We start from the raw sequence: 15,962 nt of genomic DNA on the forward strand, positions 1-15,962 counted from the left end.
GCTTAATTGACCTTTTTATGATTACTGTCATCACTTTATGGGTTCATCACAACTTCTTTCAAAACTATTTCCTCAGTTTTTATGCTAATGGGTACCTGAACACCTAATAAGTTTTTGAAGTAAGTAGCCTTATCGGTGCCTAACCTTAATACGGGTTTTATTGAATCATGCAATAATCTTGAAATAAAATTCTCTGATTGAGAATCACCAAAGAAAACATCTTGTGCTCCCTGAGCTAAAACTAAATCAGCTTTTTCATGCTTGACATATTGCAAGATCGTTTCAATCTTATCTTCACCCGTATTCTCAAATATTTTAACCTCACAAGCAATCCCTTCATCTCTTATTGAACGTTCAAGTAATTTTGCTTTTTTATAAGCTAAACTCTTTTCTAAATCAATCTTTACATTCAAAACTGAAATTAATGTAATGCGAGTATTTAATTGCTTTGCGAGATAAATTGACCAGTTCAATAGATCTCTCGACTGTTGTCTAATATCAACAGGTACCAATATATTTCTAACACCCCTATATGTCCATCTATCTTTCACCGACAATACCGGGCAATTAATATCTTGAACAAACTTATCGACACTATGCTTTTTAAGCTTCCCGACTAAGCCTTCTATTCTTTCATTCTTACGAATAATAACCAAGTTGTAATTCTCATTATTTGCCACTTCGATAATTGTAGGAACATGCTGACCAATTTCAACACGGAGATCTACATATTCCGGGATCCTTCCCTTAAACTGAAGTTTAGCAAATCGAATCAATCGAATCATCGCTCTTGCTTGCAACCTTTTATTAAGTGCTGTTTCTACCAAACTCTTTAAATTTGATGCAGCAGGTGTCACATGAATAAGAGTAATTTTAGAATTCATTTTCTTCTTAAAAAAAACAGCTTGTTTTAAAGCATCTTCTCCATCTCCATTGAGACTAACGGGTACAAGAACACGTTCCAATTTAATATCTTTCATATCAATCTACCTTATATTTTTAAACACAAATACCTTTACTTTTCAATAACCAAGAATTCAAACAGGCTTTCATACCACTATGAAATTTGCGTTGCGAGTTCTTCTCAAACATAAGCAGTTGACTAAACCCTTTTCTTGTGAATTTATGAATCTCGTTTTGTCCTTCTCCTTTTTCGATTTGGGTAACAGTTAGATATGCACCCTTGCAATTTTCTATTAATGGTAACACTCTGTTCTTTCTCTCTTCAGATGTTTCAAATGAGCGAGACAAACAAACATTGATATTTGGTTTTTCACTAATGGCTATTTTCTTCAATACAGATAAGTTGGAAGTAGCAGTCTCTGATGTATCAGCAAGCATAAAAATATCCGATATCGAATTATTGTCTTCAAATCCAACTAAAACAAATAGATCTTGTGAGACCTGATCTATGAGTTCATTCATTCTACTCATACTAGGAAAAAGACTCTCATAATTTCTTGAGCCCATTACAATCTGCCACTCTTGAGATTTGTACGACTCCGTTTTGAAGTAAGCAGGTAAATCACCTTCAAAAGGGATTAAACGAATCTGATCATCGGGCATTGAATAGCGAGTTTGCAAGTGTGATTTTAAACCACCCAATTCACTATTGGCAATACCCTCAAGTATAGGTGATAAGTCACGTACCATAGAAGATCCAAAATTGGGTTTTTGCCAAGTTTGAATAATATGAATCAATGAGCCAGGACGATAAAGGTATCGCATGGCAAAATGAATGGCTGCCCCATTCCCTTCTGAATAGTCAGCTAAAATCAGAATATTCGATTTTCCCTTTATAGATGTATCAATTTCCATTGTTTGCATGTCTCAATTTTTATTGGACAAATGTATGAGGTCTATTGAATCGAGGAAACAGGGCAGGTCCTAAACCTAATGGGGGAAAACCCTACATTTCATTCAATTATAATAATTTAACAATCATCAAAACTAACGTTTACAGCCTCATTAGTAGGATATTAAGCATGATTAAGATCGGTTTAATGATCGTAGAAATTGTTGAGAAGATAATAAGCCGTATTACCCCTCCTTTTTTTATATACATTTACATGATCAGAAAAGAAAATGAAAAACTTTAGCATCCGTTTCATACTACTTATTTTACTAGTTGTTGTAGGCCCTACAATCCAAAAAAGGATAATAGGGACACAACAAAAAGATCATCTTAGTGCGTCAATTTCTGATGTTGAAGAATCTAAGTTCGAAAACGAATTTGAGGAATCTGAAGGTCAGTTTATCTGCTCATTTTTTAAGTATTTTAAGCATTTAAAATTACCGCTTCAATTCTCTTTTCAGACTTCACTTCTATGCATTAGTCTAGCTGACACGATCGTTTTACCCCCACCTCAATTTTAATCGTAAAACGGAATTTCCCCGTTCTTCTTAAGCAAAGCTTCGAGAATTAGACATTTTCATCACTGCTCTACATAAATATGTATTGGTCAGTTATCAATTCATAAGCATATGTGCGCTTAAGATCAAACTAGCAACAGCAAATCCTTTCTCAGGATCTGCTCTTCACTTTATACCATTAGAAAAGAGAAAATAATGAGATCACAATCAGCACCAAAAAATCGAAAATCCAAACTTCAACTTATACATCAATATTATTCTTATACAGGATTTTATAATTTTATATGGGAGAATATTAAGAAGTCGATTATACCATTTATTCTAATTATAGGTGGGCTTATTTTAATTGATCGATTTGTAATCGACTTTAATTCCTTCTTTGCATACATTACAGAAAACTATTCTGCCATAAGTATTTTCTCTCTGTTTTTCACTTCAGAATCTCTACTAGGCTTAATTCCTCCAGAGTTATTCATTGCATGGGTTAATACCTTACCTACCCCATTTTTAAATCTATCCCTTTTGGCTTTACTGTCCTATTTAGGAGGTAGTGTATCATATTTCATTGGCAGAAGCATACTGTCAATACCTAAGGTTAGTCATTACCTTGAATCCAAAATGGCAAAACACATTATCAATATCCGAAAATGGGGTGGTTTTCTTATCATTGTGGGAGCACTACTGCCTATTCCATTTTCTATGGTTAGTATTGCTGCAGGAATCATTAGTTTTAGTTTCAAAAGATATTTAATGTATGGACTTTTCAGGTTCTTACGTTTCTATTTATACGCTTTAGCCATTTTCTCATTAATGAGCTAACAAAAACAAATCCCAGCCTATTGGCTGGGATTTGTCTTTTATAGATTTTATATCTGAAACACTTTTTAATATCTAATTACTGTTGGTATTAATTCAGATTGCTAATTACAATTATCAACTTATTTTGAATCTCAATTGCAATTTCACCTAATGTATCATTTTCAACTTTAGCCATTGATGCGATGGGATCAACTGCAGATACCTCGATATCCCCATTATCGTGTTCCTCAACAATAACATTACAAGGAAGGAAAACACCTATTTTATCTTCTCTTTGCAAGGCTTTATAAGCATAATGTGGATTACAGGCACCTAAAATCACATACTTTTTAAAGTCTGCATCAATTTTCATTTTCAGAGTCGCCTTAACATCAATTTGTGTTAAAACACCAAAGCCTTCTTTTTTCAATTCAAGTGTTGCCTGCTCAATTGCTTGGTCAAAGTTTTTCGTTTTTAGTACTTTATTAAAGTAATAGCTCATACTATATAAATTTAAAGTTCATAAAATTCAAGATTACACGACAATTGTTTTTAAATGTTTTTTCAGATAAGTCGATAATACCTCTTGTGAAATTGGTTTTGTAATATAATCATCGCAGCCGGCATCAATAGCTTTCTGTTTATCTTCAGACATAACATAAGCCGTTTGCGCAATTATTGGAACGGTGGTATTCATTTTTCTAATTTCCTTTACAGCATCCAAACCATTTAAAACAGGCATTTTTATATCCATCAATATTAAATTGATTTTATCATTCTGTTTAAACATTTCAACTGCTTCCCTACCATCTTTAGCATGGATTATTTTATGATTATAACTCTTCAATAATTCCTCCATATACAAGAAATTAGATAACTCATCTTCGGCAAGTAGAATGGTATATTGAGTTTTAGATTTTAAGATATTCAAAGGTTGTTTCATATTATCAATCTCAGTATTCAATCTAGAAACAAATGGAATCGTGAAGTAAAATGCACTTCCGATTTCTGGCTGAGAAGACACCCAAATCTGTCCCCCAAACAAATTCACCAATCCTTTTACAATAGATAGACCTAGACCTGTTCCTGCACCAGATTTAGAATATTCATTAGAAACCTGTCTGAATCGCTCAAAAATAATAGCTTGCTCCGAAGAGTTTAAACCAATTCCTGTATCCTTCACATAAAACTTAAGCATATCTTGTTGAACAGAATACCCAAATTCGATGCTCCCTTTCTTTGTGAATTTCTGAGCATTTTCCAATAAATTAGATACAATTTGGATTAATCTGGTTTGATCTGTTTCAATAAAACCTTCTAGATCTGGCAAACCTTTACTTGATGTCAGAATCACGTCCGGATTGGAAGATGTTAAAGCGAATTCGCTTTGTAAATTATCGATAATGACATTCAAATTACATATCTCCAAATTTAAAACCAATTGCTTAGCATCGATTTTGGAAACATCTACAATATCCCGAATTAAAGAAAGTAATCTCTTTCCTCCAGAATCAATTAATTGTATGTACTCCTCTCGCAAATTTTGTTCTAAGTTTGAGTCAGCTAAAAGAGAAGAAAAACCCATAATCGCATTCAGAGGTGTGCGTATTTCATGAGACATATTGGCTAAAAAGGCCGATTTTAAATTATCACTCTCCTCCGCTCTTTCTCTAGCTTGAATCAAATGATCATTCGAGACTCTCAATTCTTCATTTAAAGCAATGTAATCGTCATTTTGTTGCTTCAAAAGGATCTCATTCTCACGTTTCAATTTCTCGGAAAGCTTCCTTGATGTAATATCAATATTAGTCCCTAAATAGCCATACAATTCTCCATTGAGATTATATAGACCTTTAGCATTCCCTTCAACCCATATAATTTCATTTTCCTTGTTCACAAAGCGATACTCATACGACCACTCTCCGTTAAGTTGAACAGATTTGTACCAGTTTATACTTACTTGTTCTCTATCATCAGGATGAAGCGCTGTTATCCAGCCCATACCCAAAGCTTCTTCCAACTGCATACCCGCCATATCAAGCCACTTTTTATTGGCATAAATACAATCACCCTCTATATTGGTCGTGTAAATTCCTATTGGAGATTGAATTGTAAAGGCTTCAAATTTAATTTTACTTTCAAGTCCTTTTGCCTGTTCCTTAGCTAGATTTTCTTCAATTTTCTTTAAATCAGTGATATTTTTATAGGCTCCCAAAACTCCAAGAGATTTAACCGACTTAATTTTGATAGCATAAAACTTTAAGCAAATCGGCTCACCATTAATATCCGTATAACTTAGCTGGTGTTCCCAATATTCCCCATCGCCATCAAAAAAAATATGAAAGCTGGATAAAACAGATTCCAAGTCTTTATTCTCCAATATATCATCGGGATAAGAATCTTCTATAGAATATCCTAAGAGAGAGAGTATCGTAGACGTAAGCAAATGTTTCTTTAGCTGCGTTATATCCCAAAACCAAAGTTCATCAATAGAATGATTTTTAATAAAATCAAATACATAATCATCCTCTAAAATTAACTCTGAAATTGTTTTTTTTATGTCTGCATGCTGATTCATATGTTTCAAGATTAAATCTAATTAAAGATTTTCAAAGGTGAAGTTGTATTCCTCTGTAATTTACCAAATAAACTCTCACAAAAAAAGACCTTAGATGTCAAATCCAAGATCTCATGATATAAATTGTGAATAACAAACTTATTTCTTAGTAAAGGTTACAGTAGCAAAATCTGCTGACAGATCTGTTCCGTCTCCTAAAGGACTGTCTACAAATAAAGATATAGGAGCTTGTGGTGTGGTAACAGAATTATCCGAAGCAAATGTTATTCCACTATCGGTACCAGCATCGTAAACAGCTGCAGTGACCGTTTTAGTATCAACAAAATTACTACCATCATACAGATTTACATTTAGAGCTGCAACATACCAATCAGGACTTGGAGCTACCATTGAAACCAAAGTTACTGCAGGATTTGCTGCATCAACTGTCACTTCAACTGTAATATCACCCGTTCCACTTCCCAAACCACTTCCTAGAACAAAATCCAAACCTTCACCGGCAGCAATCTTAGCCTCTAGTTCTGTTTTTAAAGTTCCTGTACCACCTGTTTCAGCCATCTCTTTAATTCCTGCTGATGCAGATGTTTCAAGTTCAAAAAAGTCACTTGTTGTCTTATGACTCCATCCAATAAGTGGTGAAAAATGTGCATTTGATGGATAATCAGTTTCAAAATCAGCAGCACTCCAATGCATCGTAAAAGTGACTGTATAAGTCGCATCACCCTCGATTCCAGTCTCAATTGGACCATCACTTTTTGAACAACTCACAATGAAAACTACAAGTATTATGTATAAATACGATTTCAAATTTCTCATAAAAAAAAATATAATTTCAAAAATTCACATTAAACAATTAATCCTGGATAAAAACAGTATCTATCTGGATTTGATAAATAAAAATAGTAAATATTATCTATAATCACTATTTTTATTTAGTCTAATTAGTATAACTTTATTTAAATCAAAATCTCTTTCTAAACCTCAAGCGTAACACTTTGTTATTCGTCTCCTTATGCACCAGTTCTTCAAGTAATTCAAAACCATATTTATCGTAGAAAGTTCTCCCTACACTGTTTCGTTCAAAAACTTCGACCTCCATCTCATCATGAAAATCAGAAACAAAATCCATTAATTGCCTACCAATACCTTTTCCATGATAATCAGGACGAACAAAAATGGCCCCAACCTCGTTACCCATCATCGAGATAAAACCCAGAACAAGCTCCTCTTTTTCAAATACCCAAGTCGATGTGTTGGGAATATAAATATCGCGAATATTCCTCTTCTCCATGCCCATAAAATCAGCATCTAAAAAAGGATGAGCCATTCTTGAAGCTTGATACCAAACCTCTAAAATTTCTTCTATATCACTGTTTTTATATTTTCTTATCATTTTCCGCACTTGTTTTCGATACCAAATCTCAACTAATGTCAGTTTGCCTGACTCGTTTAATTTCAATGATTTAAATACAATTTCAACGTTTAAAAATACAACCCTATAAGTTACGAATCATAGAGCAAAGAATCAATTCTAATTTCATTTTTTTTAACTAGAATTTGTTTATGAACGAAAATTGCAATAACATTACGGCATGCAAACAAATATGACACAAAATAAATTTTGGTGGAACTTCTCAATAAATCATATCGAGAAGGGATAGCCATATGCACTTAATTCATATACTAAAAGACCTGCTTCTCGCAGGTCTTTTTTTTTTGCACTAAATCGTAGAATTCTAACTATAAAATCAAAATACCATGACATTCAAAGACTATTTTAAAAATTACCCGAACGAAGAAGGCTATTTCGGTGAATTTGGCGGAAGCTTCATTCCCCCTGCACTGGAAGAAGAAATGAAACGCATCAATGAAGCTTACTACTCTATCAGTAAATCTCATGAGTTTATTTCTGAATTAAGAAGCATCCGCAAACACTTTCAAGGACGTCCAACGCCTGTGTATTATTGTAATCGTTTATCAGAGAAGTACGGCGGACGTATTTACCTAAAGCGTGAAGACTTAAATCACACAGGCGCCCATAAACTTAACCACTGCATGGGCGAGGCTTTACTTGCAAAGTATATGGGAAAGAAGAAGCTAATTGCTGAAACAGGTGCGGGGCAGCATGGTGTTGCTTTAGCTACAGCTGCTGCTTATTTCGGTCTTGAATGCGAGATTCATATGGGCGAAGTTGATATCGCTAAAGAACATCCCAACGTTGTACGTATGAAAATACTAGGTGCAACAGTTATTCCAGTTACTCATGGTTTAAAAACCTTAAAGGAGGCTGTAGATTCTGCATTTCAAGCCTATTTAAAAGATCCTATCAACACCATTTATTGTATTGGCTCTGTCGTTGGTCCTCACCCATTCCCCATGATGGTACGCGAATTCCAACGTGTTGTTGGTATCGAAGCTCGCGATCAATATCAAGAAATGACCGGCGAATTACCTGACAATATTATTGCTTGTGTGGGAGGTGGTAGTAATGCTATGGGTATATTCTCAGCTTTCTTAGATGACAAAAACATCAAACTACATGGGGTTGAACCAGCTGGACGTGGGGTAGACAAGGAAGGACAACATGCGGCAACTCTAACTCTTGGAAAGCCTGGTGTTATTCATGGTTTCAAATGTTATATGCTGCAGAATGAAGCTGGAGAACCAGCACCAGTTTATTCCGTTGCAAGTGGATTAGATTACCCTGGTGTGGGACCTGAGCATTCCATGCTTAAAGATCTTCAAAGAGCTGAATATCATCACATCGATGATAAGGAATGTATAGATGCATTCTTTGAGTTAAGTCGATTGGAAGGGATTATTCCTGCACTTGAGTCAGCACATGCAATTGCTTATGCTATTAAATTAGCTAAAGCTAATCCGAAACAATCTATTCTTGTGAACTTGAGTGGACGCGGTGATAAAGATCTTGATTTTGTGATTGACACCTATGGTTTACCCGAAGATAGAGATTAGGCAACTTAAGCTGATAACAAAAATGGCGACCATATGGTCGCCATTTTCTGATATATTATACACAGTCTAGTGACCTGCTTCTTCTTCATTCAAAGATTGAAATCCTTTACCAATGATTTCGTTAGCTTCTGTAACATTAACGAATGCATTAGGATCGACCTCTTTAATATGTAACTTAAGAATCTCAAGTTCTCTACGACTCATTACCGAATAAATCATTTTTCTATCTTGTCCTGAATATGCCCCTGTTCCAGTAAGAATAGTAGCACCACGCATCAAATCATTCTTAATTTTAGCAGCAATAGACTCATAATGATCAGAAACAATCATTACCGTTTTGTGATAACTAGCTCCACTTACCACCATATCGATGATCTTACCTTCAATATAGATAATGATTAAAGAATAAATTGCAAATTCCCATCCAATCGCACCTGTTTCAGTAGGCTGAACAAGGGTAAATAGAACAATAATACCATCAACAATCATAACTAACTTACCAAGAGATAATTTAGTAAACTTAGCCAAAATCATGGCAATGATATCAGATCCTCCAGAAGTAGCACGTGACTTAAAGACTAATCCTATTGAAATACCATAGAATACTCCGGCTACAATACTATTCAACATCGGATCAAGAATTACCTTTGGGAAACCAACAGAAACATAAGTTTCCATAATCCATACAGTCGTTAGAATTATTGCAATACTTACAATTGTCTTAACCCCAAATCGAGGCCCAAGAATAATTGTACCAAGAATTACCAATGGAACCTCCATTGCGAAAGTACAATAACTAATTTTCCAGCTAAACATGGTGTTTAAAACTGTGGCAATACCATAAACGCCACCTGGTGCTAATTTGTAAGGTACTACAAACAAAATGTCTGAAACAGCAAAAATAATACTACCTAGAATCAGGTAAGCGTAGGTAGAAAGCCATTCATTAGACAAAAACTTTTCTTTTGTGATAAAAGCCATTATAAAATTAGTGTTAGTGTTAAAACTGCTTGAATTTATCCTACCGCTTTTTTATGCTTATAAAATTTACTGTAAAACAAATACCAAACAGTCAATTAGTGTTTGAAATCGGCGACAAAAATAATCGGCTTAGCCACAATAACAAGCACTTTAACAAAGAAAAATTCATGTCGAAAAACAGCATTTTATTAGCCTATTCCTCTTGTAAATACAAAATCTTCTTTTCATCGTATAAATAGCTCAATACATACTCATGAATAGAGCGTTTACAGTATTTCTATGAACCATAAAATTTATATCTTTTACAGTAAAAATGCTAGATTGAAAGAATTAAGCAAAAAAAAGACCCCAGTTGAAGAACTGAGGTCGAAAATCTTTAATAATAGCAACTTAATTCAATCCACTACGCTTCAATAATGGTGCGATAGATGGCTCCTGACCACGAAAGCGTTTGTAAAGAACCATTGGATGTTCACTTCCTCCTTTTTCAAGGACATTCATTCTAAATGAATCAGCTGTTTCACTATCATATATTCCATTTTGTTTAAAGGCATCAAAAGCATCGGCATCTAGTACCTCAGCCCATTTATAGCCATAGTAACCTGCTGCATATCCTCCTGCAAAAATATGAGAGAATGCAGGACTCATACACGATGTTTCCAGTCTTGGGAAAAGCTCAGTAGCCTGCATAGCTCCTGTTTCAAATTCAGCTACCGTTCCTTCAATTGGTTTTTCAATAGAATGCCAAGCCATATCGTTCAAGCCAAAACTGATTTGACGAATAAAGGCATATCCTGAATGGAAATTACCACTGTCAATAATCTTCTGAACCAAATCAGCAGGTATCTTTGCTCCTGTTTCGTAGTGTTTAGCAACCTTATCCAGCCATTGCTTTTCGAATGCATAGTTTTCCATGAACTGAGATGGCAATTCAACAAAATCGCGGTAAACGCTAGTGCCTGATAAACTTGGATACGAACATTGTGATAGCATACCATGCAAAGCATGGCCAAACTCGTGCAAGAAAGTTGTGACCTCACCAAAACTTAATAATGAAGGCTTGGTTTCAGTTGGACGTGTGAAATTACATACAATAGAAATATGTGGGCGATGATCTTTACCCGATTGCAGAAATTGCTCACTGTAAGAAGTCATCCAGGCACCACCTTGTTTGCTATCGCGAGGATGGAAATCTGCATAAAAAATTGAAAGAAAATCGCCTTTTTTATCAAAAACTTCGTAAACATCAACTTCCTCATGGTACTTATCAATCTCAGTGTTTAGCTTAAAACTCAAGCCATACAATTCAGTAGCCAAATCGAAAATGCCTTGCTTAACACGTTCCAACTCGAAGTAAGGACGTGTTAGTTCATCATTAACCTGATACTTTTCTGTTTTCAATTTCTCAGCATAATAAGCCCAATCCCAGCGTTGCAATTCAAAGTCAGCACCTATCCTTTTTGCATAAACCTGAAGCTCAGCAAACTCTTCTTTAGCTTTAGGCATCGACGCTTCAAGCAATTCGTTAAGGAAACCGATAACTTTATCAGGATTCTCTGCCATGCGCTCCTCTAATACGAATTGTGCATAGCTTGGATAATCAAAAAGTTGCACTTTCTCCAAACGTAAGGCTACAATTTTTTTAATGATTACCTGATTATCAAATTCGTCATTAAAACAACGAGACGTATACACTTTAAACATTTTTTCGCGCAGTTCACGATTATCGGCATACTGCATAAAAGGTACATAAGAAGGGAATTGGAGGGTAAATACCCAACCTTGCTTATCCTTAGCTTTTGCAATAGAAGCGGCCGCTTCCATTACACCATCAGGCAAACCTGCTAGCTCCTTTTCATCTGTAATATTTAACTCAAAATTATTAGTTGCAGCCAATACGTTTTCACCAAACTGAAGGGTTAGTTGAGAAAGCTCCTTAGAAATCTCTCTTATTCTAGCCTTTTTATCTCCTACCAAATTAGCACCGGAACGTACAAAGGATTTATAACGCTTATCCAAAAGCATAGCTTGTTCAGCAGATAAGTCCAAAGCTTGTTTATTATCATGAACCAATTTTACTCTTGCAAAAAGAGGCTCATTCATTACAATATCATTGGAGAATTCACTTAATAATGGCGACACTTCTCTAGCTAAAGCTTGCATCTCATCACTGGTATCAGCATGATTCAAATTGAAAAACACAGAAGACACTTGATCAAGCAGTTCTCCTATATAGTCCATCGCTTCTATGGTATTTTCAAAACTCGCATCTTCACTATTATGGGCAATAAGCTCAATCTCCTCTTTGGCTAGCTTTATTCCTTCAAGAAAAGCAGGCATGTAATGCTCCATCTTTATTTGACTGAATGGTGCTGTATGATGAGCCGTGCTGAACTTGCTCAATAAAGGATTTATATTTTTAGTCATGATTCTATTTCTTTTAGGATGTATATTGAGAATAAGTTATTAGATCCAATTCTCAAAGAATAACAAATATAAGAATTATCTGATTCTTAGTGACCCAAAATTAGAGTGGACAATTTCAATCTCACTTATTTAACTTTTATTCACCTATTCTGTTTTGCTTACCTATTTAATAATAATTTGGAACTATTTAAATTATTCAAGATATAGTCATATAACATGTCAGTATCAGCTTATCTATAGTCATAGAATGAGAGAATAATTCCTTAAAAACGCCTATATTAGGCGGTAGAATTACTCATTTATAAAAAACACCGCAATGATCAAGCATATAGCCATGTTTAAGTTTAAGGCTTTTGAGTCTGAAGAAGAAAAGGAAAAATATTACGAAAGACTAAGAAAAGCCTTTGATGGACTTGATAAAAAAGTTCCCGAAATCAAATTCCTGCAAATCGGATTTGACGAGCTTAAGTCTGAAGCATCCTTTGATTTCATTGTTAATGTAGTGATCGAAAAGCTCGAAAATCTATCGGATTATGCAAACCATCCTGAACATCTTAAAGCCTTATCAGTCTTAAAGGAAATGATGATGGATAGAAAAGTGATAGATTACACTTTTTAATTTAAAAAAAAAATTCTTAAAGCTGACTATCCCCTTGGCAAGCCAAGGAGCATTTCGTCAACCTTTTTTCAACTTAAAAGTTGAAAAACAAATTTTCCTTATTTCAACCCTCTATCAGTCATCCGACTGACATCTCCACTTTAATTCAGGGGAGACAATAATAAAACCCCGTGGCAAGCCACGAGGTTTTATTTGATTAAATTTCAAGCAGAAAACTCGGTCTCAGAAAAATTACTATATTTAATGTCGATTATTTAAGCGCTTAGCCTTATACCAACAGATATTGTTATGAAAAGATTCAAAACTCTTATCGATAAGACGAATAAAGATGTATTAAAATTTAATACATCTTGCTTATTAATGCCTCTTTTTGCCCTTCATAATCCCCTTGGGTAAGATAATATTTCCCACACATTAACTAATATTAGAGCTTGTTCAGAACTAGCCCATTTATTGTGCAACACGTATTTATCACACGACAGTAAATCACAATTTACTGTCGCCGATAATAATTGTTGTATCCTTTTTGGCATCCTGCATTTCTACCACCATAAATGTATGCGGTCGCCATAAGTTATCGACGTACCATATTGGTGCTTATACCCTAAAAACATATGAAAAGAATTTGCATTAAAATAGGATCTAATGTTCTAACTAAGAACAATGGCGAACTTGATAAAAAAAGAATTGAAAATATCGTTTATCAGATTTCTGAATTACGAAAACAGGGCTACGAATGTCTTTTAGTCTCCTCGGGAGCCGTGGCAATTGGCCGTAGCAAAATAAAATTGAGCGATAAAACGGATACAGTCTCTGCTCGTCAAGTTTGGGCATCGATTGGGCAAGTAGAGCTGTTAAATATCTACTCCAAATTTCTTTCAAAGTATGATATCCAATGTGCTCAAGTATTAGTAGCGAAACAGGATTTCAGTACACGAGAGCATTATTTAAATATAAAAAATTGCTTAAACTCCTTATTATCGAACAACATACTACCAATTATAAACGAAAATGATACTGTTTCGGTAACGGCACTCATGTTTACCGATAACGATGAATTATCAGGTTTAATCGCATCGATGATGAACGTTGATGGCTTGTATATTTTAAGCAATATCAATGGTATTTATAATGGCGATCCTAATAGAGCTTCATCCACTCTTATTCAAACAATCAATGGAGATATTAACCAGTTGAAAAAGTTCATTACGACAAAAAAATCAAATTTTGGAAGAGGTGGCATGCTTACCAAATGTAATATTGCTGGAAGAATTGCCAAGTCTGGCATTCCGGTTCATATTGCCAATGGAACGGAAAATAACATTATTACTAATCTGATCAATTGCCCTGAAAAAATCGAACATACTCAATTCATACCTAGTCGAAAATCATCTAACGTAAAACAATGGCTAGCCGGTTCTGATGGTTTCGAGAAAGCAAGAATCATGATTAATCAAGGTGCTGAAGAAGCACTGCTCTCACAGAAGGCAAGTAGCCTGCTACCAATTGGAATTGTAGCTATGCAGGGCGTTTTTGAAAAAGGTGATATCGTTAAAATCATCAACTCAAGAGGTAAAACAATTGGCTTAGGCAAAGCGCAATATGGCAAGTTAAAGGGAGAAAGCTATATGGGTAAAATTGGAGTAAAACCATTGGTGCATTACGATTACCTATTCCTATATTAGAGTATAACTTTCCATTTAAATATTGATGCGAAATAATTTTCAAATAAATTATTAAAGAATATCAAGATGAATATTAGAAGACAATTAGAAAAAATAAAGAAAGTAACCAGAGAAATGGCTTTTCTTGAAAACATACAAATTAACAAAGCGCTTCTTTCATTGGCTAATAATTTAAGGTTATCGAGTGATCTTATCATTTCTGAAAACCAAAAAGATTTAGATAAAATGGATCCAAGTCATCCCAATTACGATCGCCTTCTTTTGGATGATAATCGAATTGAGAGTATGGCTTCTGATATCGAAAACATAGTTGACCAAGCTTCTCCTTTAGTTAAGGTTCTCGATAGAAAAACGCTGGACAATGGTCTTGACTTAGAAAAAGTAAGTGTGCCACTGGGAACAGTTGGTGTTATTTATGAAGCGAGACCAAATGTTACGATCGATGTATTTGCACTATGCCTTAAATCTGGCAATACCTGCATTTTAAAAGGAGGATCAGATGCTGAAAAATCAAACCAATGTCTTGTTCAAATCATAAGAGATTCTCTCGAACAATCGGGGCTTAATTCCGATATCATTCAGCTTTTGCCTTCTGACCGACAGGCAGCTATAGACTTGATGCATGCAGAAGATTATGTTGATGTATTGATTCCAAGAGGTTCACAAAACCTGATTAATTCGGTAAGAAATAATTCTACAGTTCCTGTAATAGAAACCGGAGCAGGCATTGTACATACCTATTTCGACAAAGACGGTGACATTGAAAAAGGGAAACAAATCGTATTTAATGCAAAAACACGACGCGTTAGTGTTTGTAATGCTCTCGATTGCTTGATTGTACACCAGGATAGATTGTCCGATTTACCTGAACTAATAAGGACATTAGAAAGTAAAGAAGTTCAAATTTATGCTGATGAAAGAGCCTACAATGAAATTAAAGGTGAATACTCAGCCAATCTGCTTCATTTAGCTAATGAGGATTCATTTGGAACAGAATTTCTAAGTCACAAGCTGTCTATCAAAACGGTTGACAGTTTTCAAGCTGCTCTGGATCATATTCATCAATACAGTTCAAAACACAGCGAAGCAATCGTTAGTGAGAATAAGGATAGCATCAAGAGGTTTTTTACGGCCGTTGATGCAGCTGTGGTGTATTCAAATACGTCAACTGCTTTTACAGATGGAGCACAATTTGGTTTAGGTGCTGAGATTGGCATTAGTACTCAAAAATTACATGCACGTGGACCTATGGGATTACAGGAGTTATGCTCATACAAATGGTTGGTATCTAGCGATGGTCAAACTAGAGAATAAGCAAATTTTAGAAAACGCTCAATCCGGTATAAGATTGAGCGTTTATTTTTTTTGTTTGAATAAGAGTAGCTACAATTAGAATCATATCAAATAGGTAAATTGAGGAAAATCCCATTCTCAATTAAAATACCAACTCGTATCGAATGCCTATATTTAGGGTTATTGCATGAAAATATGGTTTTAAAATTCGATTGAAAAGTTCATTTCATAC

Annotated in this window: 13 protein-coding genes; 5 read left to right on the plus strand and 8 right to left on the minus strand. The window is 34.8% G+C overall.

Annotation, left to right across the window (positions count from 1 at the left end; translation table 11 throughout):
* Positions 1–35 precede the first annotated feature (35 nt).
* Both ACXR6G_RS00120 and ACXR6G_RS00125 read right to left on the minus strand, forming a co-directional pair.
* Positions 36–980, minus strand: coding sequence for a universal stress protein (locus ACXR6G_RS00120; protein WP_458359359.1), 945 nt, complete (start codon positions 978–980; stop codon positions 36–38).
* 19 nt (positions 981–999) lie between these two features.
* Positions 1,000–1,827 (minus strand): hypothetical protein, encoded by an 828-nt coding sequence (locus ACXR6G_RS00125; protein WP_458359360.1) that lies wholly within the window; start codon positions 1,825–1,827, stop codon positions 1,000–1,002.
* Between the two features lie 741 nt (positions 1,828–2,568).
* Between ACXR6G_RS00125 and ACXR6G_RS00130 the strand changes: the two genes are divergently transcribed.
* Entirely contained in the window at positions 2,569–3,192 is a 624-nt protein-coding gene (locus ACXR6G_RS00130; RefSeq protein WP_458359361.1) for a YqaA family protein, read from the plus strand.
* A gap of 88 nt (positions 3,193–3,280) precedes the next feature.
* Here the strand turns inward: ACXR6G_RS00130 and ACXR6G_RS00135 are convergent, their stop codons facing one another.
* From ACXR6G_RS00135 to ACXR6G_RS00150, 4 genes are all read right to left on the minus strand, one after another.
* Positions 3,281–3,673 carry a DUF302 domain-containing protein gene (locus ACXR6G_RS00135; RefSeq protein WP_458359362.1) on the minus strand — a complete coding sequence of 131 codons (393 nt, stop codon included), beginning with the start codon at positions 3,671–3,673 and terminating at the stop codon, positions 3,281–3,283.
* A gap of 33 nt (positions 3,674–3,706) precedes the next feature.
* Positions 3,707–5,749, minus strand: a complete 2,043-nt coding sequence (locus ACXR6G_RS00140) for an ATP-binding protein (protein WP_458359363.1) — start codon at positions 5,747–5,749, stop codon at positions 3,707–3,709.
* A 138-nt stretch (positions 5,750–5,887) separates the two neighbouring features.
* Positions 5,888–6,565, minus strand: coding sequence for a spondin domain-containing protein (locus ACXR6G_RS00145; RefSeq protein WP_458359364.1), 678 nt, complete (start codon positions 6,563–6,565; stop codon positions 5,888–5,890).
* Between the two features lie 145 nt (positions 6,566–6,710).
* Positions 6,711–7,142, minus strand: coding sequence for an N-acetyltransferase (locus tag ACXR6G_RS00150; RefSeq protein ID WP_458359365.1), 432 nt, complete (start codon positions 7,140–7,142; stop codon positions 6,711–6,713).
* Positions 7,143–7,507: 365 nt separating this feature from the next.
* Here ACXR6G_RS00150 and trpB point away from each other — a divergent pair, with 365 nt between their 5' ends.
* Complete coding sequence (trpB, locus tag ACXR6G_RS00155) at positions 7,508–8,725, plus strand: tryptophan synthase subunit beta (RefSeq protein ID WP_458359366.1); 1,218 nt, start codon at positions 7,508–7,510, stop codon at positions 8,723–8,725.
* A 66-nt stretch (positions 8,726–8,791) separates the two neighbouring features.
* Here trpB and ACXR6G_RS00160 read toward each other — a convergent pair whose 3' ends face one another.
* The gene (locus ACXR6G_RS00160) at positions 8,792–9,706 is read right to left on the minus strand and encodes a YitT family protein (RefSeq protein WP_458359367.1); all 915 of its coding nucleotides are present in this window, start codon (positions 9,704–9,706) and stop codon (positions 8,792–8,794) included.
* 390 nt (positions 9,707–10,096) lie between these two features.
* Positions 10,097–12,133, minus strand: coding sequence for a M3 family metallopeptidase (locus ACXR6G_RS00165; RefSeq protein ID WP_458359368.1), 2,037 nt, complete (start codon positions 12,131–12,133; stop codon positions 10,097–10,099).
* A 316-nt stretch (positions 12,134–12,449) separates the two neighbouring features.
* Here ACXR6G_RS00165 and ACXR6G_RS00170 point away from each other — a divergent pair, with 316 nt between their 5' ends.
* From ACXR6G_RS00170 to ACXR6G_RS00180, 3 genes are all read left to right on the plus strand, one after another.
* Positions 12,450–12,752, plus strand: a complete 303-nt coding sequence (locus ACXR6G_RS00170; RefSeq protein WP_458359369.1) for a Dabb family protein — start codon at positions 12,450–12,452, stop codon at positions 12,750–12,752.
* 614 nt (positions 12,753–13,366) lie between these two features.
* Positions 13,367–14,437, plus strand: a complete 1,071-nt coding sequence (gene proB, locus ACXR6G_RS00175) for a glutamate 5-kinase (RefSeq protein WP_458359370.1) — start codon at positions 13,367–13,369, stop codon at positions 14,435–14,437.
* A gap of 66 nt (positions 14,438–14,503) precedes the next feature.
* Positions 14,504–15,751: a glutamate-5-semialdehyde dehydrogenase gene (locus ACXR6G_RS00180; protein WP_458359371.1), complete on the plus strand. Its 1,248-nt coding sequence runs from the start codon at positions 14,504–14,506 to the stop codon at positions 15,749–15,751.
* The last annotated feature ends 211 nt before the right edge of the window (positions 15,752–15,962 follow it).

This window comes from Ancylomarina sp. YFZ004, assembly GCF_054254355.1.

What these genes read in the sequence shown, in the direction of transcription:
- ACXR6G_RS00135 (WP_458359362.1), bottom strand. Translation starts at nt 3,673, where the DNA reads ATGAGCTATTACTTTAATAAAGTACTAAAAACGAAAAACTTTGACCAA.
- ACXR6G_RS00165 (WP_458359368.1), bottom strand. Translation starts at nt 12,133, where the DNA reads ATGACTAAAAATATAAATCCTTTATTGAGCAAGTTCAGCACGGCTCAT.
- ACXR6G_RS00150 (WP_458359365.1), bottom strand. Translation starts at nt 7,142, where the DNA reads ATGATAAGAAAATATAAAAACAGTGATATAGAAGAAATTTTAGAGGTT.
- ACXR6G_RS00120 (WP_458359359.1), bottom strand. Translation starts at nt 980, where the DNA reads ATGAAAGATATTAAATTGGAACGTGTTCTTGTACCCGTTAGTCTCAAT.
- ACXR6G_RS00170 (WP_458359369.1), top strand. Translation starts at nt 12,450, where the DNA reads ATGATCAAGCATATAGCCATGTTTAAGTTTAAGGCTTTTGAGTCTGAA.
- ACXR6G_RS00125 (WP_458359360.1), bottom strand. Translation starts at nt 1,827, where the DNA reads ATGCAAACAATGGAAATTGATACATCTATAAAGGGAAAATCGAATATT.
- ACXR6G_RS00145 (WP_458359364.1), bottom strand. Translation starts at nt 6,565, where the DNA reads ATGAGAAATTTGAAATCGTATTTATACATAATACTTGTAGTTTTCATT.
- trpB (WP_458359366.1), top strand. Translation starts at nt 7,508, where the DNA reads ATGACATTCAAAGACTATTTTAAAAATTACCCGAACGAAGAAGGCTAT.
- ACXR6G_RS00130 (WP_458359361.1), top strand. Translation starts at nt 2,569, where the DNA reads ATGAGATCACAATCAGCACCAAAAAATCGAAAATCCAAACTTCAACTT.
- ACXR6G_RS00160 (WP_458359367.1), bottom strand. Translation starts at nt 9,706, where the DNA reads ATGGCTTTTATCACAAAAGAAAAGTTTTTGTCTAATGAATGGCTTTCT.
- ACXR6G_RS00180 (WP_458359371.1), top strand. Translation starts at nt 14,504, where the DNA reads ATGAATATTAGAAGACAATTAGAAAAAATAAAGAAAGTAACCAGAGAA.
- ACXR6G_RS00140 (WP_458359363.1), bottom strand. Translation starts at nt 5,749, where the DNA reads ATGAATCAGCATGCAGACATAAAAAAAACAATTTCAGAGTTAATTTTA.
- proB (WP_458359370.1), top strand. Translation starts at nt 13,367, where the DNA reads ATGAAAAGAATTTGCATTAAAATAGGATCTAATGTTCTAACTAAGAAC.